Consider the following 21,608-nt stretch of genomic DNA (forward strand, 5'->3'; position numbering starts at 1 on the left):
TGTTTCGTTATCGGGTCGAGAGGCCGCACAGCGCCGCGTGGGGACGTACAAGATGCACCGTCACAGCGTCACGAATCGCAGCCGAGGCCTCACTCTGTTTGGTTTGGCCGTCCGGCACGAACCCCGAATCGGGGAATTTCGCATCACGCGCCGCACGCCCCGTCACCTGCACGCGCTCCGAATCCGACAAGCTCAAACCGAGATGTGGCAGGATCCGGCGTTCGAACGCAGCCGGCAGATCGGCATAGTCGACTGCGATTCCATCCCCGCTCGCCAGAGCCTCGATCGCAGCGCCATGATAGCACGCCAGAATGCTGGCGCATTGCGCTTCAGGTCCGGATGAAGCCTCGTCGACCGCACCGTAAAGACCATCCGGCACGTGATCGGGAACGGTCTGATAGCCGCGCATGCGAAGGTGCGACACCAACACCTCAGCCGGATCGCGGAACAGATAAATCCAGGGCACCGAAGGGAAGGCCGCACGGAACAGCGGCAGCGCGAGGATGTGCCAGCTGTCGAGCTTGATGAAGCTGCGCCGCTCGCCGCTACGGGGCCGGGTCAGCGCGGCAACCATCGCGCGCATCAGGGCAACATGCCGCTCCTGCGGAATATCGGGTCGGGTGAGCGCAAACCGGACGACAGCATCCAGCGGCCCCGGTTCCGACAGCGAGATCGCCGCATCCAGCGCGCCCAGCATCTGCGCGACCAGCGTCGAACCGCAGCGCGACATGTGAAAGACCAGACCAGCCAGTGGCGCAGCAGGCTGAGCCGGAGCAGCTGCGACGAACGCCTCGAGCGTCGTCGCATGCCGAATCACGCGATTGAATGGCCGGTAACTCGCCGACGCTACCGCATCGGAATAGAAGCTCGTGTCGGCTGGTACGTCGCCGAACCGAGCCCAATCGACCGCCCCCCCGCCCGCATGCTCGATTAATGCGACAGGAAGCCAGCCGTTCGGCGCCCAGCTATCGCCAGGCAGCGCCACTGGTCCGCGCGACCGGGGGCGGAGCGCATCGCTGTGGACGTCGAGTCCCAGGGCTTGCGCGGCTTGCTGCGCGCGCAGCACGAACGCGTCCGGATGGACCGTGCTGTCGAGCTCAGCCTGAAGCCGGTCGTCGGCAAGAACCGCTTGCCGGAAGATGTCGAACCCGCTTGTCACTCAGCCCCCCGCATGCATGATCGCCCCATGTACATGATCGACAACTCCAAGGAATTCCCTGATCGGCTGAGGCTTCCACTCGCTTTCGATCCATGCAGGCTCGCCGCCGATCTCGAATCCGTTGGCGGAGAGGCATGGACGCCGCACTTCGTCCGACAGAATTATTCGGGTGAATGGGGCGCGATTCCGCTGCGCGCCGCGCGCGGTGCCGAGCATCCGATCCTGATGATTACTGCGCATGCCGGCGTGGAATGCGTCGATGCGCCGCCACTGCGCCAGACCCCCTATTTCCGCGAGGTGCTGGCCGCGTTCGACTGCCCCCTCAACAGCGTGCGGCTCATGCGGCTCGGGCCGGGGGCATCGATCCTCGAACATAGCGACCCCGGGCTTTGCGCCGAGGAAGGGCGCGTCCGGCTGCACGTACCGATCCTGACGAACCCGCAAGTGCGCTTCTACGTCAACGGCCGTGCGGCGCCGATGCTTCCGGGCGAGGTCTGGTATCTCAGGCTGTCCGACCCACACCGCGTCGACAATCCCGGCGCGAGCGCGCGCGTCCATCTGGTGATCGACGCGGACCTCAACCCCTGGCTGGAGCAGCAGCTGTCCGGCAGCGATACGGTCGTTGACGCGACGGATTGAGCAGGCGGAAGCGGTGCGTTGCGATTGAGGCGCACGACAGGGGTTCCGGGGCGCACATGCGGCGCCCCGGTCCGGGTTACGGCTTGACCACGCGCTGCTCGATCACCTGATCGAGGGTCCAGCGGATCGATGATGCGTCCGCAGGCGGGTTCTTCACCTTCTCCTCGATGATGCGCAGGCGATACTCGATCCCCGGCTGCGGCTCGAAATCGGCGATGCCGAAATAGTGGAGCTGCCACGGATCGCTTTCCTTCTCGCGCACCTGCAGGCAGGTCATCGGGGCCACGCCAGTGCACGGCCTGGTCTCGGCTGAGACATAGATGAATTTGCGCGGCGCATCGGCGGCGGGCTTGTGCGCGGCCTGATAGGTCAGCGTCGCGCCCTTGGCAGTTCGGAGGACGAGCTGGTCGCCCTTGAGCGTGTAGCGTGTGACTGCGCCGAGCCGGTCGACATAAGCGCGCTCGGTCGCCATCGCGGGCTGCGGACACGCCATCAGCGTGCTGGCGAAACCGCCCTTCTTGTCACCGAAGCGGATCGTGCCACCCTTGACCTTGAAACCGCCGCCGGTGCGATTGCAGCCGGTGCTGCTCGAAAATCGCCCGGTCTTGGCGTCGAAGTCGAGGCGCAACGGCTTGCCTTCGGGAAGGTCGCGCCCACTCCACTCGACCAGATCCCAATGCGACGCACCGAGCGCGGGGGCGCCCTTCGCGGACGGGGGAGCTGCGTGGGCAGTGTTCGCTGCAAGCATCGCGGCCATGGCGATCGAGACGGCGCCGGCATGGCGGGGGAAGTACATTCTGGGCTCCTTTTCAGATTGAGGGGGCATCTGGTCACCCCCGGCTGAATTAGGCCTGTCCCGCTTGTTGCCGGAACGACAGAAATCGCACGATTTCTGGTATTCAAGCGTAGAATCAATGACTTGAATATAATGCTGCAATGCAAAATTCGCGCGCACGACCCGGACACACCGGGCTTTTCTGGGCGTTCTGGATGGGCTTGAGTTATCAGGTGGCGGAGACGGAGGGATTCGAACCCTCGGTACGGTTCCCCGTACGACGCTTTAGCAAAGCGTTGGTTTCAGCCACTCACCCACGTCTCCGGTGCCCAGCGGCGAAGCGGGGGCTATAGCGAGCAGTGCGCGGGCGATCAACGGGGCTTTTTCGCATTCGACTCATCCCCGGATCGACTCGGGTGGACGCGAAATCGACTCGGGTCATCGCCGGTTCATTGCCGTGACACCACCAGCGGATTCTAAGGGCATTATGGCGGGAGAATTTACCATGCGACGCGCGTTGATCTGGCTCACACTGGCACTGGCGGCACCCTCGCTCGCCCTGGCGCCTGCGGCTGCGCAGATTCGTTCGGTCGACCCCGACAGTGCGATCGACGCTGATCTCAACCAGCCGCGCCCCGCACAGACACAGACTCCGCCGGCCAACCAGCCTGTGGACGAACCCGTCGATCCCGGCTCCGATTATGGCCCGCCGCCCGCCGACACCGCATCGGGTCAGCAGCAGCCGACGGCCACAACTGCCCCCGCAACCGCCAGCGGCCTTGCCAAACCCGAATCACCCACGACCTTCGACCGGGTGCGCGTCGTCGCCGCGGCCGAAGGGGTGTTCGGCAAGGGCGCGAGCGGTCTTGCCGGGCTGATCGAGGACATTCTCAAGGATCAGGGCGAGCCCAACGCTTACATCGCCGGGAGCGAAGGATCGGGCGCGTTCGTCGTGGGGCTGCGCTATGGCTCAGGCCAGATGGTCCATGCGGTCGAGGGTGAGCGCAAAGTGTTCTGGACCGGGCCGTCGGTCGGCTTCGATATCGGCGGCGACGCCGCCAAGGTGTTCGTGCTGGTCTACAACCTCTATGACAGTCAGGAGCTCTACAAGCGCTTCCCCGCCGGCGAGGGCCGCGTCTATTTCGTCGGCGGCTTCTCCGCCAGCTACCTGCGTCGCGGCGACGTCGTGCTGATCCCGGTGCGGCTCGGCGTCGGCTGGCGGCTGGGCGCCAATGTCGGCTATATGAAGTTCAGCGAAAAGAGCCGCTGGTTCCCCTTCTGACACGGGCTGGCAGAGGGGACTGGCGGAGCCGTCGGTCCCCGGCTAGGCGAAGGCCATGCCAGTCAGCCAAGCCGATATCGACCTTGCCGGACGCCTAGCCGATGCGGCGGGCGCGGCGATCCGCCCCTATTTCCGCGCCGAGTACGGCCTTGAATCCAAGGACGATTCCTCGCCGGTGACGCTCGCCGACAAGGCGGCCGAAGCGGCCATGCGACGCCTGATCATCGCCGAGCGTCCGATGGACGGCATCATCGGCGAAGAAGAGGACGACCGCGAAGGCGCCAGCGGCCGCATTTGGGTGCTCGACCCGATCGACGGCACGCGCAGCTTCATCGCCGGGCGCCCGATCTTCGGCACGCTGATCGCATTGCTCGAAGATGGCTGGCCCGTGCTCGGCATCATCGACCAGCCGATCATCAAGGAGCGCTGGCTGGGTGTCACCGGCCGCGAGACTTTGTTCAACGGCAAGCCCGCGCATGCCCGCACCTGTCGCGAGCTGTCGAAGGCGCTGCTCGCCACCACCTCACCCGCCTTGTTCACCGACGGCCAGCTCCACGCGTTCGAGCATGTCGATTCGACGGTGCTGAGCACGGTGCTCGGCGGCGACTGCTATAATTACGGCCTCGTCGCCTCGGGCCATCTCGACCTGGTGATCGAGGCCGGGCTCAAGCTCCACGATTTCGCCGCACTCGTGCCGGTGGTCGAAGGCGCCGGCGGGCGCATGTGCGACTGGCAGGGCGACCCGCTCCACGCGGGGAGCAACGGCGAGGTGATCGCCGCGGGCGACCCGGCGCGAATCGAGGAGCTGATCGAAGCGCTCGCCTGTCGCGGGCACTGAGCGCGGAACGTCCCAAAAGTCACACTGCCACGCGCGCGCAAGGCCGGCACGATCGTGGTTTCGCGCGAATCCTCGCACCGCATGCTAACCTGTCCTGTCAAAGAGCGCGGCCGGATCGGCGGCCCGCGCCAGCCAAGCAGCCGAATTCCAACATTGCAAGGTGGGGAGCGGGCCGGTGCCGCTGGCGGTTGCAAATCCGCCTCGAACCAACTAATGGCCCGCCTTTCCGCGATTCAGGTGGACCGCCCGGCTAACTAGGGCTGCCGGGGCTGTCTTGTAATCGTCGCGCGTAAAAGGAGACGAAAATGCCCAAGATGAAGACCAAGAGCGGTGTGAAGAAGCGCTTCAAATTCACCGCGACGGGCAAGGTGAAGCACGGCGTCGCCGGCAAGCGTCACCGCCTGAGCAGCCATAACGCGAAGTATATTCGCACCAACCGCGGCACGTCGGTCCTGTCCGAAGCTGATGCCGGCCATGTGCGCCTCTGGGCGCCGTACGGCCTGAAGTAAGGAATAGACCATGGCACGTGTCAAACGCGGTGTAACCACCAAGGCGAAGCATAAGCGGATTTTGGATCAGGCGAAGGGCTATTATGGCCGTCGCAAGAACACCATCCGCATCGCGCGCCAGGCCGTCGAAAAGGCCGGTCAGTATGCGTATCGCGACCGCAAGGTTAAGAAGCGCAGCTTCCGCGCACTCTGGATCCAACGCATCAACGCCGGCGTCCGTGCGGAAGGCCTGACCTATTCGCAGTTCATGCATGGCCTGAAGCTGGCGGGGATCGAACTGGACCGGAAGGTCCTGGCCGACATCGCCATGCACGAAGGTGAGGCGTTTACCGCCATCATCGCGCAGGCGAAGGCGGCTCTGCCCCAGGCCGCCTGAGGCGATCTGTAGCGACCGAACAAATGGGGCGCCGGTGGAAACACCGGCGCCCTTTTTGGTTTCGGGATGCTTCCAAAGGCCCCATCGTCGTTCCCGCGGGAAGTGACGGCACAGAAGGAGAAGACCATGACGCTCCAGACCTGGTGGCTCTATGTCACCGCCGTGTTCCTGATCGCCGCGACGCCGGGGCCGAACATGCTGCACGTCATGGCCCAGAGCATCCATCACGGCACGCGCCGCTCGGTCGCGTCGATGGCCGGGCTGATGACCGCGGTCCTCACCTGCCTGTTCGCCTCTGCCGCGGGCCTTGGCGCGCTGCTCAAGGCGTCGCCGATGCTGTTCGACATGCTGCGCTATGCCGGCGTCGCCTATCTCGTCTGGCTCGGCATCAAGGCCTGGCGCGCGCCCGTCGCCGACAGCGACCCCAATGCCGAAAGGCCCGCCCCACCCTCGCTGCGTGCACTGTACGCGACCGGGCTCGGCACCGGTTTCGCCAACCCCAAGCTGATCGTCTTCGCCGGCGCGCTGTTCCCGCAGTTCCTCGACACAGGTAAACCCTTCGCGCCGCAGCTCGCGATCCTGGTGGCGAGCTTCATCGTGATCGAGACCTTCTGGTACAGTGTCTATGCGTTCGGCGGCCGCTCGCTTGCCGCCTGGCTCGCCCCGGCCAACCGCCAGCGCCTGTTCAACCGGATCACCGGCGGAATCTTCGTAGCGTTCGGCGCAGCGCTGTTCGGGCATCGGGTGTAGGCTTGACCTTCGCGCCAGACTCGGGTTCGGCCCCTTTGCGAACCAAATGGATATGTAATGGCTAATGATCTGAAGCTTCCCCCCGAAGCACTCCAGAACGCGATCGCGGCTGCGCAGGCCATGCGAGAGCGCATGTCGGAAATCAGCGCGGCGGCTGAAATTCTACAGCAACCACAATTTGTGGAAACGCTAAAGGCCGTCCAAGCGGCACAGAAGCAAAGCTTAGCCCTTGCGCAAGTCGCTCGCGAAATTAGCGCGCCGCTGACCGAAGCGCGCAAGGCAATTGAGAGCGCAACCTCTCCAATAGATAGCTTCTCAAGGCAAATCGCATCTCAATTAGCGACTTTCTCTGCCAACACCGCTGCTTTGCAGGCAATCAGCGGTTCAACGCGTGAATTGCAAGAGACTTACGCTACGCTCACCGGAAAGAATAGCGAGTACCAGTCGCTCGTGCGCGCGCTCGGCAAGAATAAGGATCGGGTAGGCTTGGAGCCGCTCAAGATGGCAAACCTATCCAAAGGTTGGATAGAAACAGCCTTCAGCGATCGCAAAGAATTGCTCGAGCAAGAGCAAATCGAAGCCAAGCTCGCCGCCGAGACGCTCGACATGACCCTGCCCGCCGACACCGTGCCCGCAGGCAGCGTCCATCCGGTCAGCCAGGTGATGGACGAGCTGGCCGAGATCTTCGCCGATTTGGGCTTCGCGGTCGCCACCGGTCCGGAGATCGAGGACGACTGGCACAATTTCACCGCGCTCAACATTCCCGAGACGCATCCCGCGCGCGCGATGCACGACACCTTCTATCTCGCGGGCGATCATGCCCAGCCGATGGTGCTGCGGACCCACACCTCGCCGGTGCAGATCCGCGCGATGAAGGCGGCGGGCGGGCAGAAGCCGGTGCGGATCATCGCACCGGGCCGCACCTATCGCTCGGACAGCGACGCCACCCACACCCCGATGTTCCATCAGGTCGAGGGGCTGGTGATCGACAAGGGCATCACCCTTGGCCACCTCAAATGGACGCTGGAGACCTTCCTCAAGGCATTCTTCGAGCGCAACGACATCGTGCTGCGCCTGCGCCCGAGCTACTTCCCCTTCACCGAGCCGTCGGCGGAGGTCGATGTCGGCTTCTCGATCGTCAACGGCAAGCGCGTAATCGGTGGCTCCGAAGGCTGGATGGAAGTGCTCGGCAGCGGCATGGTCCACCGCAAGGTGATCGAGGCCGGCGGCTACGACCCCGACGAATGGCAGGGCTTCGCCTTCGGCTGCGGGATCGATCGCCTCGCGATGCTCAAATACGGGATGGATGATTTGCGCGCCTTCTTCGACGGCGATCTGCGCTGGCTCAAACATTATGGCTTCTCGGCACTCGACGTGCCCACGCTGAGCGGGGGAGTGGGCGCATGAAGTTCACCCTGAGCTGGCTCAAGGAGCATCTCGACACCGACGCGACGCTCGAGCAGATCGACGAAGCGCTGACCCGTGTCGGGCTCGAAGTCGAGGGCATTGAGAATCCGGGCGAGAAGCTCGCGGCGTTCCGCGTGGCGCGCGTCCTCACCGCCGAACGCCACCCGCAAGCCGACAAGCTTCAGGTGCTGACCGTCGACACTGGCGACGGCGTGCCGCTTCAGGTCGTGTGCGGCGCCCCCAACGCGCGCGCCGGTCTCGTCGGCGTCCTCGGTACGCCCGGCGCGGTGGTCCCCGCCAACGGCATGGTGCTCAAGGTCGCGGCGGTGCGCGGCGTCGAATCGAACGGGATGATGTGCTCGACGCGTGAGCTTGAGCTGGGCGACGATCATGATGGTATCATCGAGCTGCCCGAAGATGCCCCGGTCGGCACCAGCTTTCCCGATTATGCCGGACTCAACGATCCGGTGTTCGACGTCTCGATCACCCCCAACCGCCAGGACTGCATGGGCGTGCGCGGCATCGCGCGTGACCTCGCCGCGGCAGGCCTCGGCACGCTCAAGCCGCTCGACGCCACCCCGGTGAAGGGCGAGGGCGCGGGTCCGGAGGTGCGGATCGACGCGCCTGAGGGCTGCCCCGCTTATTACGGCCAGACCGTGCGCGGCGTGACCAACGGTGCCTCACCAGAATGGATGCAGGCGCGGTTGAAGGCCGTGGGCCAGCGCCCGATCTCGGCTCTGGTCGACATCACCAATTACGTGATGATCGATCTCGGCCGCCCGCTTCACGTCTATGACCGGGCGAAGCTGTCGGGCGCGCTGGTCGTGCGCAAGGCGAAGGCCGGGGAGCAGGTCCTCGCGCTCAACGAGAAGACCTACACGCTCGATGACACGATCACCGTGATCGCCGACGATACCGGCGTCCACGATATCGGCGGCATCATGGGCGGCGAGGATACCGGCGTGTCGGAAACGACCACCGACGTCGTCATCGAATGCGCCTTCTTCGATCCCGAGCATATCGCGCGCGCCGGGCAGAAGCTGCTGCTCACCTCGGATGCGCGCACGCGCTTCGAGCGTGGCGTCGATCCCGCCTTCCTCGAGGACGGCATCGCCATTGCCACACGGCTGGTCACCGAACTCTGCGGCGGTACTGCCAGCGAAGTAACCCGCGCCGGCACGCTGCCGCGTGTTGGTATCACCACCGGTTACGATCCGGTGCTGGCCGAGACGCTGGGCGGCCTCGCCATCCCCGCCGGACGCCAGAAGCAGATCCTCGAATCGCTCGGCTTCACGGTCGAGCCGCTCGACGCCAATGGCGATCCGGTCGGCATCGATGCGGGCTTCGACGCCTTCCGCGTCACCGCACCGAGCTGGCGCCGCGATGTCGACGGCCCGGCCGATCTGGTCGAGGAAGTGATCCGGATCGAGGGGATCGACAACGTCCCCTCGACCCCGCTGCCGCGCATCCCCGGTGTCGCGGTGCCCACCGCGACGCCCGAGCAGAAGCTGGAGCGCCGCATGCGCCGCACCGCCGCGGCGCGCGGGTTCAACGAAGCGGTGACGTGGAGCTTCATCGCGCAGAAGGAAGCCGACGCCGTCGGCGGCGGCGCCTGGACGCTCGCCAACCCGATCAGCGAAGACCTCAAGGTCATGCGCCCGTCGCTGCTGCCCGGGCTGCTGATGGCCGCGGGCCGCAACGCCAAGCGCGGCGCGACGAGCGCGCGGCTGTTCGAGATCGGTCGCCGCTACCTCGCCGACAGCGAGAAGCTGACGCTCACCGCGCTGCTCACCGGCGACAAGCGCGCGCGCGGCTGGCAGGCAGGCAAGGCCGCACCGTTCGACGCCTATGACGCCAAGGCCGAGGCGCTGGCGCTGCTCGAAGCCGCGGGCGCGCCGGTCGGCAACCTGCAGGTGATGGGGGAAGCGGGCGAGGCCTGGCATCCCGGCCAGTCGGCAACGCTGCGGCTCGGTCCGAAGACCGTGCTCGCCGCCTTCGGCATGCTGCATCCGGCGCTGCTCAAGCAGTTCGACCTCGACGGCCCGGTCGCGGCGATCGAGATCTTCCTCGATGCGATTCCGGGCAAGCGTTCGACCGGCTTCATGCGCCCCGCCTACACCCCGCCGGCGCTGCAGGCGGTGACGCGCGACTTCGCCTTCATCGTTCCGGCGGAACTGGCGGCGGGCGATCTCGTTCGCGCGGTCAGGGGCGCGGACAAGGCGGCGATCACCGAGGCGCGGCTGTTCGACCTGTTCACCGGCACCGGGGTCGAGGACGGCAAGAAGAGCCTCGCGGTCGAAATCACGCTCCAGCCGGGCGAGAAGAGCTTCACCGATGCCGAGATCAAGGCGGTGGCCGACAAGGTCGTCGCCGCGGCGGCCAAGCTCGGCGCAATGTTGCGCGGCTAAATCAATGCCGTCACCCCGGCCTTGTGCCGGGGTCCACGGTGCCGCAAGCGATGAACTCGAACCTGACACGCATCGCCTGACGCGCGGTGGAGCCCGGCACAAGGCCGGGATGACGATGGAGTAGACGGAATGCGCACTGCCCTCATCACCGGCGCGACCTCCGGCTTTGGCGCTGCTGCCTCGCGCGCCTTCGTCGCCGCGGGCTGGCGCGTGATCGGAACCGGACGGCGTGCCGACCGGCTCGATGCACTCAAGGCCGAGCTGGGTGACGACAGGTTCCACCCGGCCATGTTCGACGTCCGCGACGAGGCCGCGCGCGACGCCGCGCTCGACAGCCTGCCCGAGGCGTTCCGCGGCATTGACCTGCTGGTCAACAATGCCGGCCTCGCGCTCGGCACCGAAAAGGCCCAGAACGCCTCGCTCGACCAATGGCGGGTGATGATCGACACCAACGTCACCGCTTTGGTCTCAATCACCCACAAGCTCCTCCCGCTGCTGATCGAACGGCGCGGCGCGATCATCAACCTCTCCTCGGTCGCGGCGACCTACCCCTATCTCGGCGGCAATGTGTACGGCGGGACCAAGGCGTTCGTACACCAGTTCAGCCTGAACCTGCGCAGCGACCTCGCCGGCACCGGCGTCCGCGTCACCTCGATCGAGCCGGGCATGGCCGAGACCGAATTCACGCTGGTGCGGACCGGCAGTCAGGAAGCGTCGGACAAGCTTTATGGCGGCGCCGATCCGATGACCGCCGAGGATATTGCGGGCATGATCCTGTGGGTCGCCCAACTCCCTGCGCATCTCAACATCAACACGATGGAGATGATGCCGGTGAACCAGAGCTTCGCCGGCTTCGCAGTGCACCGCGCGGGATGATCGAGATCGGCTCCGGCGCGCTCAGCGCGGCGATCAATCCGCTGGGTGCCGAGCTCACGCATCTGCGCGACGCGCACGGCAACGAGCTGATGAGCGACGGCGACCCCGCCTTCTGGACCGGTCGCGCGCCGTTGCTTTTCCCCATCGTCGGCGCGCTCAAGGACGACAGCTACCGGCTCGACGGCCGCGATTATGCGCTGCCCTCGCACGGCTTCGCCCGGCGGCGGGAGTTCGCGCTGATCGACCGCGCCGCCGACCGCGTCTGGTTCCGGCTGAGCGACGATGAGGCGACACGCGACGTCTATCCCTTCGCCTTCGCACTCGACGTGGAGTTCGTGATCGCAGGGGTGACGCTCACCACGACCGTCACGCTGGTCAATCGCGGCGACCGGGCGATGCCGGCGAGCTTCGGCTTCCATCCCGCCTTCGCCTGGCCCCTGCCCTATGGCGGTGCGAAGAAGGATCACCGCATCGTCTTCGAACGCGAAGAGCCGCAGCTGCTTGCCCGGCTCGAGGGCAAGCTGATCGGGCCGGTCGACCGCGAGACCCCGGTCGAGGGCGACACCTTGTGGCTGCACGATAAGCTGTTCACCGACGAAGCCTTGGTCTGGACCGAGCCACAGAGCCGCGCGCTCCGCTACGGCACGCCCGCCGGCCCGCAGATCGAGATCGGCTTCCCCGACATGCCGACGCTGGCGGTGTGGACCAAACCGCGCGCGCGTTTCATCTGTATCGAGCCATGGCAAGGCCATGCCGATCCCGCGGGGTTCACCGGCGAGATCTGGGACAAGCCGGGGATGCTCCGGCTGGAACCGGGCGAGCGCCGCGCCTTCGCGATGACCGTGACGCTCGCCTGATCCAGATCAGCTTTCGATAAAGGCGAGCAGGTCGGGGTTCACCACCTCGGGATGCGTGGCGCACAGGCCATGCGGCAGGCCCTCATAGGTTTTGAGCGTGCCGTTCTTCAGCAGGCCGATCGCCTTCAGCGCGCTGTCGTGGATCGGCACGATCTGGTCGTCGGTGCCGTGCATCACCAGCACCGGGATATCGAGCGCCTTGAGATCGTCGGTGAAGTCGGTCTCGCTGAACGCCTTGATGCAGTCGTAATGCGCCTTGGCGCCGCCCATCATCCCCTGGCGCCACCAATTGTCGATCAGCCCCTGGCTGACCTTCGCGCCGTCGCGGTTGAAGCCGTAGAAAGGCCCGGCGGGGACATCGATGTAGAATTGCGCGCGATTGGCGACGAGCGCCTCGCGGAAGCCGTCGAACACCTCGATCGGCAACCCTTCGGGATTGCTGTCCTTCTTCACCATCACCGGCGGCACCGCGCCGATCAGCACCGCCTTGGCGACCCGCCCCGGCTCGGCGCGTGCGACATAATGCGCGACTTCTCCGCCACCGGTCGAATGGCCGACATGGATTGCGCCTTTCAGATCGAGCGACTTCACCAGCGCCGCGACATCGGCGGCATAGGTGTCCATCTCATTGCCTTCCCAGGTTTGGGAAGAGCGGCCATGGCCGCGCCGGTCGTGCGCGATCACCCGATACCCCTTGTGCAGGAAGAACAGCATCTGGTTGTCCCAGTCGTCCGCGCTCAATGGCCACCCGTGATGGAAGACGATCGGGGTGGCGTCCCGGGGACCCCAGTCCTTGTAGAAGATTTCGGTGCCGTCGCTGGTGGTGATCTTGCTCATCGACTCGCATCCCTGATTTGGACCGCCGCGCGGCAAGCGTGGCATGCCCGGAAGATGACACCGGTAGATGAGTCGAGAAAGTGCAACGTTCGAAAGCGATCGTTTCGGAAATCGAAACACTCGATTCGCCGGCCACTTCCCGCTAGAGGGCCGCGATGCCCGAGACTGTGACTCCAGGTCGCCGCACCTTCGCGATCATCTCCCACCCCGACGCCGGCAAGACCACGCTGACCGAAAAGCTGCTGCTGTTCGGCGGCGCGATCCACCTCGCGGGCGAGGTCAAGGCGCGCGGTCAGGCGCGACGCGCGCGTTCGGACTGGATGAAGATCGAGCAGCAGCGCGGCATCTCGGTCACCTCGTCGGTGATGACCTTCGAGCGCGATGGTGTGACCTTCAACCTGCTCGACACGCCGGGCCACGAGGACTTCTCGGAAGACACTTACCGCACGCTGACCGCCGTCGATTCGGCGGTGATGGTGATCGACGTCGCCAAGGGCATCGAGAGCCAGACGCGCAAGCTGTTCGAGGTGTGCCGGTTGCGCAACGTGCCGATCATCACCTTCGTCAACAAGGTCGACCGTGAAGGCCGCGAGGTGTTCGAGACGCTCGACGAGATCGCCGACCTGCTGCAGCTCGACGTCGCGCCGATGACCTGGCCAGTCGGCATGGGCGGCACGTTCGAGGGCGTGTACGACCTCGTCTCCAATCGCCTGCTGCTGCCCGAAGGCGACAGCCGCGAATTCCAGGGCAAGGTCATCCAGACCACCGGCCTTGACGATCCGCAGCTCGACGCGATCGTCTCGCCCCAGAACCTTGCCAAGCTGCGCGAGGACGCTGAGCTGGCACTGGCGGGCTATGGGAGCTTCGACGGCGAGGCCTATCGCAACGGCGACCTGACGCCGGTCTATTTCGGATCGGCGCTCAAGGAGTTCGGGGTCGATTCGCTGATCGACGCGATCGCGCGCCACGCGCCGCCGCCGCATGCACTGCCCGCCGAACCCGCGCCGGTCTCACCCGACTATAACGAGGTCACCGGCTTCGTGTTCAAGGTGCAGGCGAACATGGACCCCAACCACCGCGACCGTATCGCGTTCATGCGGCTGGTGTCGGGCACCTTCAAGCGCGGCATGAAGCTGACGCCGACCGGGCATGGCAAGCCGATCGCGATCCATTCGCCGATCATGTTCTTTGCCCAGCAGCGCGAGCTGGCGGACGAAGCGTTCCCCGGCGACATCATCGGCATCCCCAACCACGGCACGCTGCGCGTCGGCGACACGCTGAGCGAGAAGGCGGACATCCGCTTCACCGGGCTGCCCAACTTCGCGCCCGAAATCCTGCGCCGCGTCCTGCTCAAGGACCCCACCAAGACCAAGCAGCTGCGCAAGGCGCTCGACGACCTCAGCGAAGAGGGCGTGATCCAGGTCTTCTATCCCGAGATCGGGTCGAACTGGATCATCGGTGTGGTCGGCCAGCTCCAGCTCGACGTGCTGCTCAGCCGCCTCGACGCCGAGTATAAGGTCGGCGCGAACCTTGAGCCCGCGCCGTTCGACACCGCGCGCTGGATCGGCGGCGATGCGGCGGATGTGAAGGAGTTCATGGACCTCAACCGCGGCGCGATGGCCAAGGACCGCGACGGTGACCCGGTGTTCCTCGCCAAATCGGCCTGGGAAGTCGGCTATGTCGCCGACCGCTATTCCAGGGTGAAGTTCATGGCGACGCGGGAACGCTAGGGCTCGGCGGCGCCGAGACGGCACCGGCCCGCGTCCGGTTCAGCTCCGCTGAGCCGGATCAGGCCTGAACGTCGTCGACCCAGTCGCGGCGCAGCGGCTTGACCGCGAACAGCATCAGCGCGGCTGCCAGACCGTAGAAGACGAGGCACGCGACCGCCGCGTAGCGCAGCGATTCGATCCCGTAGCTCGACTTGAGCGCGTCCGAGAGCGCGCCCATCAGCAACGGACCCACGCCAAGACCGATCAGATTGTTGATCAGCAGGAAGCTGGCCGACGCCGTCGCCCGCATTTCGCGCGGGACGAGATGCTGGACCGCGGTCGTCACCGGACCTAGCCACAGGATGTTGAGCGCGTTCGGGATCAGCAGCAACACCCACGCCATTGTCGAGGACGGGCTGAGCAGTCCGAAGGCGAAGGTCGGGACGGTGATCGCCCAGGCGATCGCGGGCAGCTTCGCGTACCAGCCACGGTCGTTACCGCCCAGCCGATCGGCGAACCACCCGCCCGCGAACACGCCGGCGACCCCGCCGACCAGCAGGATCGATCCCATGAACTGACCGGTGGTGATCAGGTCGAAGCCGAAGCTGCGCATCAGGATCGACGGCGTCCACAGCGCAAGGCCATAGCCGCACAGCGAGCTGAACGACGCGGCGAACGCCATCAGCCAGAAGGCGGGCTTTTTCGTGAGGATCGGGAATACGGCCGACACCGGCGTGGCCTTCGCCGCGGTGGCCGGGCGCGGCAGATCGCGCACCATATATTTGAAGATCGGCGCCAGCACGATGCCGGCGACGCCCATCACGATGAATGCGGTGCGCCAGTCGACCAGTGCGGCGATATAGGCGCCAAGCAACGTTCCGCCCGCAAGCCCCACGGGAATGCCGAGCGAGTAGATGGCGAGCGCTCGCGCACGCTTCTCCGGCGGGAAATAGTCGGCGATCAGCGCGTAGGACGGCGCGACGCCCCCGGCCTCGCCCACGCCAACGCCCAGCCGGTAGAGGAACAAATGCCAGTAACCGGTCGCTGTGCCGCACAGCGCGGTGAACGCGCTCCACACGGCAAGACTTCCCGCGATCACCGCGCTGCGGCTGGTGCGGTCGGCGAGATAGGCGAGCGGAACGCCGAGGATCGAATAGAGGAGTGCGAAGGCAAGCCCACCGATCGCGCCGAATTCGGCGTCGGTGAGTCCGAGATCCGCCTTGATCGGAACGGCAAGGATGCCGAGGATCTGACGGTCGAGGAAGTTGAAGGTGTAGACCAGCAACAGCATCGCGAGCACGACGCCCCGATACCCTGGTGTTGCCTGACGCGCGGACGCTCCGTCGCTGGCGTTCATGCCGTCCCTCCCCTTCGAAAAAATTGGCCGGACGCCCCTTGCGAGACGCCCGGCCGGATCAATGTGCCAAACTCAGGACCGCAAGGCGATCAGAACTTCACCTCGAACGTCCCGGTCACGGTGCGCGGCGGGCCGTAATAGCCGATGATCGAGTTGCCGAAGAGCGCGCCCGGGAAATTGTAGCCGCCGACGCGGTAGCGCGCGTCGGTCAGGTTGCGCGCCGCAACGCCGATCCGGTAGCGGCCGCCACCTGAGGTCCAGTTGAGCGAGGCGTCGACCAGCGCATAGCCATCCTGATCGAGCGCAGGCGTCGCAATCTCGAACATCTGCGTGTCGCTGCGCAGCGAAACCGAAGGCGTGAAGGCAATCGTGCCGCCCGCCAGATCCTCCGACCAGGTCGCCGAGACGTTGGCGGTCCATTCGGGGGTGTTCTGGAACGCACGCTGGTTCGACACGTCGACCGGGGTGGTACCGCCGCCGATGAAGGTGAAGAACTCCTTATAGTCGGCGTTGGTGTAGCCGATCGCGACCGACGCCGAGAAGTTGCGCGACGGGACCATACGCGTCTCGAGCTCGAAGCCGTAGATCACGCCCTTGCCGGCATTGTCGACGAAGCTGGCAATGCCGCCGGCCAGCGACGGCACCTGAATCGTGACCTGCTGGTCCTTGTAGTTCGAATAGAAGCCGGCGAGGTTGACGAACAGGCTGCGGTCGAGGAACGCGCCCTTCATGCCCAGTTCGTAGCTGTCGATCGACTCGGGCGCATAGCCATTGACCGTGGTCGGCGTCAGGATCGCGTCGCCGCGCATGTCGAAGCCGCCCGATTTGAAGCCCTTGCCGTAGCTGGCGTAGAAATTCAGATCCTCACGCGGTGCGTAGCTCAGGCTCACACGTGGGGTGAACTTCTCGAAATCGCGTTCGCTGGTATAGTTCGAACGGATCAGGCCGGGGACCGCCGCGGCGTTGCCGAAATGCGGGCTGCGGATGCCGGTATAGTTGCGGCGGAAGACCGTGCCGGTCTTTTCGTCACGCGTGTAGCGCAGGCCCGCCGAGATCTTGAACTGATCGGTGAGGTCGAAGCTGAAGTCGCCGAACGCGGCATAGCTCTTGGTGAACACTTCGCCTGCGGTGAGTGTGGTGGTGTTGAGCCCACCCAGCACCGTGTCGAACGCACCGCTCGCGCGGCCGTTGAGATAGTAGACGCCGAACACGCCCTGGATCCGGTCGCCCTCATAAAGGAGCTGGAGTTCCTGAGTGAACTGGCGATCCGAATATTCCGCCGGAACGTCGAGCGTCGGCAGGATGGTGTTGTCGAAATCGATCACCGTGTCGGTGTTGCCGTCGCGCCACGAGGTGATGGTCTTGAAGGTCAGCGCGTCGGACAGGTTGATCTCGCCCGTCACCGAAAGCCCGCGCGTCTCGACGCGGTTGTGATCGCCGATCCCGGCGCGCGTGTCATAGACGCTCCCGGTCGGGGCATAGATCGGATCGGTGCCGTTGGGCAGCAGACGCGTGCCGTGGCGCGGGTTCGAACGGTCGATCACGCGATCGCCCGCGACGCGGATGAAGATATTGTCCGACGGGGTGAACTCGGCCGACAGGCGCGCGGCGAGCACATTCTTGTCGTAATGCTCGGCGCCGGTGGTGAGGTTGGTGCCGTAGCCGTCGCGCCAATATTGCGCGACCGCGGCACCGAGCGAGAGCGTGTCGCCCACCGGCACCACGACCTGCCCGACCAGATCGACCTGGTTGTACGAGCCATAGGAGACGCGCGCCGACGCCTTGTAGTCATGGCCAAGACGGCGGGTGACGTACTTCACCGCGCCGCCGATCGTGTTGCGACCATAAAGCGTGCCCTGCGGCCCGCGCAGCACCTCGACCCGCTCGACGTCGAAGATGTCGAGGACGGCGCCCTGCGGACGCGCGACATAGACGTCGTCGATATAGAGCGCGACGCCCGGCTCGAAGCCCCACAGCGGATCCTGCTGGCCGACGCCGCGGCTGAACGCGATCAGCGTCGAGTTGGAGCCGCGCGCGATCTGGAGCGTGAGGTTGGGGGTCTTGTCCTGCAGCGCGGTGATGTCGGGCGCGCCGCTCTTGAGCAGCGAATCGCCGGAGACGACCGACATCGAGATCGGCACGTCGATCAGGCTTTCCTCACGGCGGCGTGCAGTGACGACGATCTCGCCCTCTGCAGCGGGCGCAGCCTCCTCGGCCGCAGCGGCAGGCGCGTCCTGCGCGAGCGCAGGCATCGCGGTCAGCGCAGCAAGCGCGGCACCGGTATTGAGAATCGTGCGGACAGACGGAATCAGGCGTAGCATCGAAGCTTCCTCCCCAGATGAGAGCCGCGTTGAACGCCGCGGCTTGTAAGACGTTGAGGGAGGCTATAGTGAAACCTGAACCGGGTTTCAACTTCCGGTTACGGAGAGGGGCGAATGACGCAGGATCGTGGCGCGGAAGCCACAGTTGCCGGGGGCATTGCGCGAAACGAGAGCGCGGCGAGCGAGGGCAAGGAACCGCGCACGGCGCGCGGCCGCCGCACGCTGCGCACCATCCTCGACGCCGCCGCCGCCGAATTCGGCGAGAAGGGGTTCCACGAGGGATCGATCAGCGGGATCACCCGCCGCGCGGGCGTCGCGCTCGGTAGTTTCTACACCTATTTCGATTCGAAGGACGCGGTGTTCCGCGCGCTGGTGCGCGACATGAGCGAGCAGGTGCGCGAGCATGTCGCCCCCGCGATCCGCGCCGCGCCCGAACAGATCGCCGCCGAGCGCGCGGGCCTCGAGACCTTCATCGGCTTCGTGCGCAAGCACAAGGAGATCTACCGCATCATCGACGAGGCCGAGTTCGTCGATCCCGAGAGCTTCCGGCTGCATTATGCCACCACCGCCGACCGCATCGAAAAGCGCCTGCGCGCCGCCGCGGAGCGCGGCGAGGTGCGCGCCGATGTGTCCGACGTCCACGCCTGGGCGATCATGGGCATGAACGTGTTCCTCGGCCTGCGCTACGGCGTGTGGGGCGACGATCGCGACGCGGTCGAGGTGGCGGATACCGTGGCGGAGATGCTGGCGCGGGGGTTGGGGACGAAGGGCTGAGGCTAACGCCGACCGCATTCCCCAAGACCACCACCGTCATCCCGGCCTTGTGCCGGGATCCACCGGGAGGTGAGCTGAAAGCACGAGGCTCTATCGCATCGCCTGAGGCGCCGTGGATCCCGGCACAAGGCCGGGATGACGGATACCGAGACGGATGCTAGCGACCCAATTGCACTTATTGATCGCATGCGACAGCAAAGCCGGGGACGTCAGATGGGAGAGCGCATCAGTTCGATCGACGTTGGTTTTGTGCCCGAGGCCGCAGCCTCTGGGGCGGTCCTGCTTCAAAGTGAGTATTCGACCTATTTGATCTTCAACGCGATGAAGCGGATTCCAGGGGCAGATCGATACCAAGATGCGGGACGTGCAGTTTGCGAGTTCGTCAACTGCACGATCACGAAGTTCGGCTATCCGAACGACGAGGCATGGTTCTCTATCCCGAGAACCAAGGGGCTTTCCTACGATGTTTGCGAAGTGGTCAATTCGGAGTGGGAACGAGAAGTTACAGCGCTCAACAGGCACGCATTTCCAGATGCGCCTGACTCGTCACAGCGACATTTCCTCATCTTGTTTCACGATAGTTCCTTTGAGTGCCTCGCTCAGGACATGCGTTCGGAGCTCACAACCGAGCCGCTCGCGTCCATTCTTGCACGCCTGAGCGCACGCATCGCCTCCGAGTAAATAGAGCTTTGCCCCGACAAAGCCGACCAAATTGCAGAATCACGCGCGTTCCGCGTAATTTCGTCAACTTCACCCCGCCTCGGCCAGCCACTCCTTCGCGGTCTCGCCGTCCCAGTCCATGTCGCCGGCGACGCGCCACAGCTCACGGCCCTGTGCGTCGTAATAGACGGTGGTCGGCAGGTTGACGCCGTAATGGACCGACAGGCCGACATCGGGATCGAGATACGGCTTGAGCGCCGTGAACCCGGCCTTCGCGAAATAAGGCGTGACCTTGGCCGCGCCCTCCAGATCCTGGCTTACCGTCAGCACCTGAAGCTTGTCGCCCTCGCGCTGCGCCAGCCGGTCGAGCGCAGGCATTTCGCGGATGCACGGCGCGCACCAGGTCGCCCACAGGTTGAGCAGCAGCGGCTTACCCTTGAACGCGGCGAGCGTGGTCTTCTTGCCGTCGGGCGCGGTGAAGGACAGCGCCGGCGCCGCCTCGCCCTTATGGCTGCGGTCGATCGTGCCGATCCGCTCAGCGTCTTCGGCGGTGTTCGCGGGTGCAGCAGGGCTTTCGGCCGCAACAGCGGCGTTTGCTTGCTCGTCCGGCTGCTTGGCCGTATCGCAGCCGGCGATTCCAAGTGCCGTAGCGGCAAGGACAGGGAGAAGCGCGATCGTCGAGCGCAAGACAGACTCCAATAGCATGTGGGGCGGGCGCTTTGCCGAAGGCCCGTCGTCGGTGATGCGCGAGATTAACGCATCCATCCCGTTCGACAAGCGCATGTGGCGTCAGGACATCGCAGGATCGAAGGCCCATGTCGCGATGCTGGGCAAGCAGGGCATCGTCGACGTGAAGGATGCGGCGACGATCTCGGCCGGGCTCGACGCGGTCGCTGCCGATTACGAACGCGACGGCGTGCCCGTGGATCTGGCGCTCGAAGACATCCATATGCTGACCGAGGCACGGCTGGCCGAGAAGATCGGCCCCGTCGCCGGACGCCTGCACACCGCGCGCAGCCGCAACGATCAGGTCGCGACCGATTTCCGCCTGTGGGTGCGCGACGCGACCGATCAGGTGCTCGCCGCGCTCGTCGCATTGCAGGACGCGCTGCTCGCGCGCGCAGAAGAACATGCCGACAGCGTGATGCCCGGCTTCACCCATCTGCAGAGCGCGCAACCGGTGACGCTGGGCCATCATCTGATGGCCTATTTCGAGATGGTCGACCGCGATATTTCGCGCTTCTCGGATAGCCGTGCGCGCGGCAATCGCTGCCCGCTGGGGTCGGCGGCTTTGGCCGGCACCGGTTTCCCGCTCGACCGCGAGGCGACCGCCGCAGCGCTCGGCTTCGACGGGCCAACGCGCAACTCGCTCGATGCGGTGAGCGACCGCGACTTCGCGCTCGACTATCTGATGGCGGCGACACAGTGCTCGCTTCACCTCTCGCGCCTTGCCGAAGAATTCGTGATCTGGGCGAGCCAGCCGTTCGGCTTCGTCAAGCTGTCCGACCAATGGTCGACCGGCAGCTCGATCATGCCGCAGAAGCGCAACCCCGACGCCGCCGAGCTGGTGCGCGGCCATTCGGGACGGATCGTCGGCTGCCTGACAGCGCTGATGATCACGATGAAGGGGCTGCCGCTCGCCTATTCGAAGGACATGCAGGACGACAAGCCGCCGGTGTTCGAGGCGCACGACCTGCTCGCCCTCTCGATCGCGGCGATGACCGGGATGGTCGAAAGCGCGCAGTTCCGCACCGACCGGATGCGCGGGCTCGCCGAATCGGGTTTCTCGACTGCCACCGATCTGGCCGACTGGCTGGTGCGCGAGGGCGGGATCCCGTTCCGCGAGGCGCATCACATCACCGGCCGCGCCGTCGCGGCGGCCGAGGCGAAGAACGTTCGGCTCGACCAGCTCGAGCTTGCAGACCTGAAGGCAATCGACCAGCGTATCGATGCGCGAGTCTTCGATGTGCTGACGGTCGATGCGTCGGTCTCGAGCAGGATGAGCTTCGGTGGGACCGCCCCGACGCGGGTGCGGGAAGCAATCGCGGCGGCACGCGCCGCAAGAGGAGAGTGA

20 protein-coding genes and 1 tRNA gene are annotated in these 21,608 nt (G+C 65.6%); 14 read left to right on the forward strand and 7 right to left on the reverse strand.

Translation table 11 applies throughout. From position 1 onward, the window contains the following. Positions 1-7: 7 nt before the first annotated feature. Positions 8-1,159 (reverse strand): sulfotransferase family protein, encoded by a 1,152-nt coding sequence (locus AC07NK_RS01835; protein ID WP_495168859.1) that lies wholly within the window; start codon positions 1,157-1,159, stop codon positions 8-10. A 27-nt stretch (positions 1,160-1,186) separates the two neighbouring features. On the opposite strand from AC07NK_RS01835, the gene AC07NK_RS01840 reads away from it, so the two are divergent. After that, complete coding sequence (locus tag AC07NK_RS01840; RefSeq protein ID WP_495168860.1) at positions 1,187-1,798, forward strand: aspartyl/asparaginyl beta-hydroxylase domain-containing protein; 612 nt, start codon at positions 1,187-1,189, stop codon at positions 1,796-1,798. 76 nt (positions 1,799-1,874) lie between these two features. Here the strand turns inward: AC07NK_RS01840 and AC07NK_RS01845 are convergent, their stop codons facing one another. Together AC07NK_RS01845 and AC07NK_RS01850 are read right to left on the reverse strand one after the other, a co-directional pair. Beyond that, entirely contained in the window at positions 1,875-2,594 is a 720-nt protein-coding gene (locus tag AC07NK_RS01845) for a DUF4377 domain-containing protein (RefSeq protein ID WP_495168861.1), read from the reverse strand. Between the two features lie 213 nt (positions 2,595-2,807). Continuing rightward, positions 2,808-2,897, reverse strand: a tRNA-Ser gene (locus AC07NK_RS01850). A gap of 181 nt (positions 2,898-3,078) precedes the next feature. On the opposite strand from AC07NK_RS01850, the gene AC07NK_RS01855 reads away from it, so the two are divergent. From AC07NK_RS01855 to AC07NK_RS01895, 9 genes are all read left to right on the forward strand, one after another. Continuing rightward, the gene (locus AC07NK_RS01855) at positions 3,079-3,855 is read left to right on the forward strand and encodes a DUF1134 domain-containing protein (protein WP_495168862.1); all 777 of its coding nucleotides are present in this window, start codon (positions 3,079-3,081) and stop codon (positions 3,853-3,855) included. 55 nt (positions 3,856-3,910) lie between these two features. Continuing rightward, the gene (hisN, locus tag AC07NK_RS01860; protein WP_495168863.1) at positions 3,911-4,693 is read left to right on the forward strand and encodes a histidinol-phosphatase; all 783 of its coding nucleotides are present in this window, start codon (positions 3,911-3,913) and stop codon (positions 4,691-4,693) included. 305 nt (positions 4,694-4,998) lie between these two features. Then, complete coding sequence (rpmI, locus tag AC07NK_RS01865; protein ID WP_066581118.1) at positions 4,999-5,202, forward strand: 50S ribosomal protein L35; 204 nt, start codon at positions 4,999-5,001, stop codon at positions 5,200-5,202. A 10-nt stretch (positions 5,203-5,212) separates the two neighbouring features. Further along, positions 5,213-5,578 (forward strand): 50S ribosomal protein L20, encoded by a 366-nt coding sequence (rplT, locus tag AC07NK_RS01870; RefSeq protein ID WP_145848216.1) that lies wholly within the window; start codon positions 5,213-5,215, stop codon positions 5,576-5,578. A 126-nt stretch (positions 5,579-5,704) separates the two neighbouring features. Next, positions 5,705-6,328: a LysE family translocator gene (locus AC07NK_RS01875; protein ID WP_495168864.1), complete on the forward strand. Its 624-nt coding sequence runs from the start codon at positions 5,705-5,707 to the stop codon at positions 6,326-6,328. A 324-nt stretch (positions 6,329-6,652) separates the two neighbouring features. After that, positions 6,653-7,735 carry a phenylalanine--tRNA ligase subunit alpha gene (gene pheS / locus AC07NK_RS01880; protein ID WP_495169616.1) on the forward strand — a complete coding sequence of 361 codons (1,083 nt, stop codon included), beginning with the start codon at positions 6,653-6,655 and terminating at the stop codon, positions 7,733-7,735. Next, positions 7,732-10,143, forward strand: a complete 2,412-nt coding sequence (pheT, locus tag AC07NK_RS01885; RefSeq protein ID WP_495168865.1) for a phenylalanine--tRNA ligase subunit beta — start codon at positions 7,732-7,734, stop codon at positions 10,141-10,143. The genes pheS and pheT overlap by 4 nt, the downstream gene beginning before the upstream one ends. Before the next feature lie 129 nt (positions 10,144-10,272). Then, entirely contained in the window at positions 10,273-11,019 is a 747-nt protein-coding gene (locus AC07NK_RS01890; protein WP_495168866.1) for an SDR family NAD(P)-dependent oxidoreductase, read from the forward strand. Continuing rightward, positions 11,016-11,876, forward strand: a complete 861-nt coding sequence (locus AC07NK_RS01895; protein ID WP_495168867.1) for an aldose 1-epimerase family protein — start codon at positions 11,016-11,018, stop codon at positions 11,874-11,876. Before AC07NK_RS01890 ends, AC07NK_RS01895 begins: the two co-directional genes overlap by 4 nt. A gap of 6 nt (positions 11,877-11,882) precedes the next feature. Here AC07NK_RS01895 and AC07NK_RS01900 read toward each other — a convergent pair whose 3' ends face one another. Continuing rightward, positions 11,883-12,713, reverse strand: coding sequence for an alpha/beta fold hydrolase (locus AC07NK_RS01900; protein ID WP_495168868.1), 831 nt, complete (start codon positions 12,711-12,713; stop codon positions 11,883-11,885). Positions 12,714-12,868: 155 nt separating this feature from the next. Between AC07NK_RS01900 and AC07NK_RS01905 the strand changes: the two genes are divergently transcribed. Then, the gene (locus AC07NK_RS01905) at positions 12,869-14,443 is read left to right on the forward strand and encodes a peptide chain release factor 3 (RefSeq protein ID WP_495168869.1); all 1,575 of its coding nucleotides are present in this window, start codon (positions 12,869-12,871) and stop codon (positions 14,441-14,443) included. A gap of 58 nt (positions 14,444-14,501) precedes the next feature. On the opposite strand, the gene AC07NK_RS01910 is transcribed toward AC07NK_RS01905, so the two are convergent. Both AC07NK_RS01910 and AC07NK_RS01915 read right to left on the reverse strand, forming a co-directional pair. After that, complete coding sequence (locus AC07NK_RS01910; protein ID WP_495168870.1) at positions 14,502-15,779, reverse strand: spinster family MFS transporter; 1,278 nt, start codon at positions 15,777-15,779, stop codon at positions 14,502-14,504. Between the two features lie 89 nt (positions 15,780-15,868). Further along, positions 15,869-18,100, reverse strand: a complete 2,232-nt coding sequence (locus AC07NK_RS01915) for a TonB-dependent receptor (RefSeq protein ID WP_495168871.1) — start codon at positions 18,098-18,100, stop codon at positions 15,869-15,871. 114 nt (positions 18,101-18,214) lie between these two features. Here AC07NK_RS01915 and AC07NK_RS01920 point away from each other — a divergent pair, with 114 nt between their 5' ends. After that, on the forward strand, positions 18,215-18,874 hold the full coding sequence (locus tag AC07NK_RS01920) for a TetR/AcrR family transcriptional regulator (protein ID WP_495168872.1): 660 nt from the start codon (positions 18,215-18,217) through the stop codon (positions 18,872-18,874). A gap of 135 nt (positions 18,875-19,009) precedes the next feature. Then, positions 19,010-19,555 carry a hypothetical protein gene (locus AC07NK_RS01925; RefSeq protein WP_495168873.1) on the forward strand — a complete coding sequence of 182 codons (546 nt, stop codon included), beginning with the start codon at positions 19,010-19,012 and terminating at the stop codon, positions 19,553-19,555. 69 nt (positions 19,556-19,624) lie between these two features. Here AC07NK_RS01925 and AC07NK_RS01930 read toward each other — a convergent pair whose 3' ends face one another. Next, positions 19,625-20,221, reverse strand: coding sequence for a TlpA family protein disulfide reductase (locus tag AC07NK_RS01930; RefSeq protein WP_495168874.1), 597 nt, complete (start codon positions 20,219-20,221; stop codon positions 19,625-19,627). A gap of 16 nt (positions 20,222-20,237) precedes the next feature. On the opposite strand from AC07NK_RS01930, the gene argH reads away from it, so the two are divergent. Next, positions 20,238-21,608: an argininosuccinate lyase gene (gene argH / locus AC07NK_RS01935; protein WP_495168875.1), complete on the forward strand. Its 1,371-nt coding sequence runs from the start codon at positions 20,238-20,240 to the stop codon at positions 21,606-21,608.

The sequence above is a fragment of the Sphingomonas sp. GW821-FHT09B04 genome (assembly GCF_059418285.1).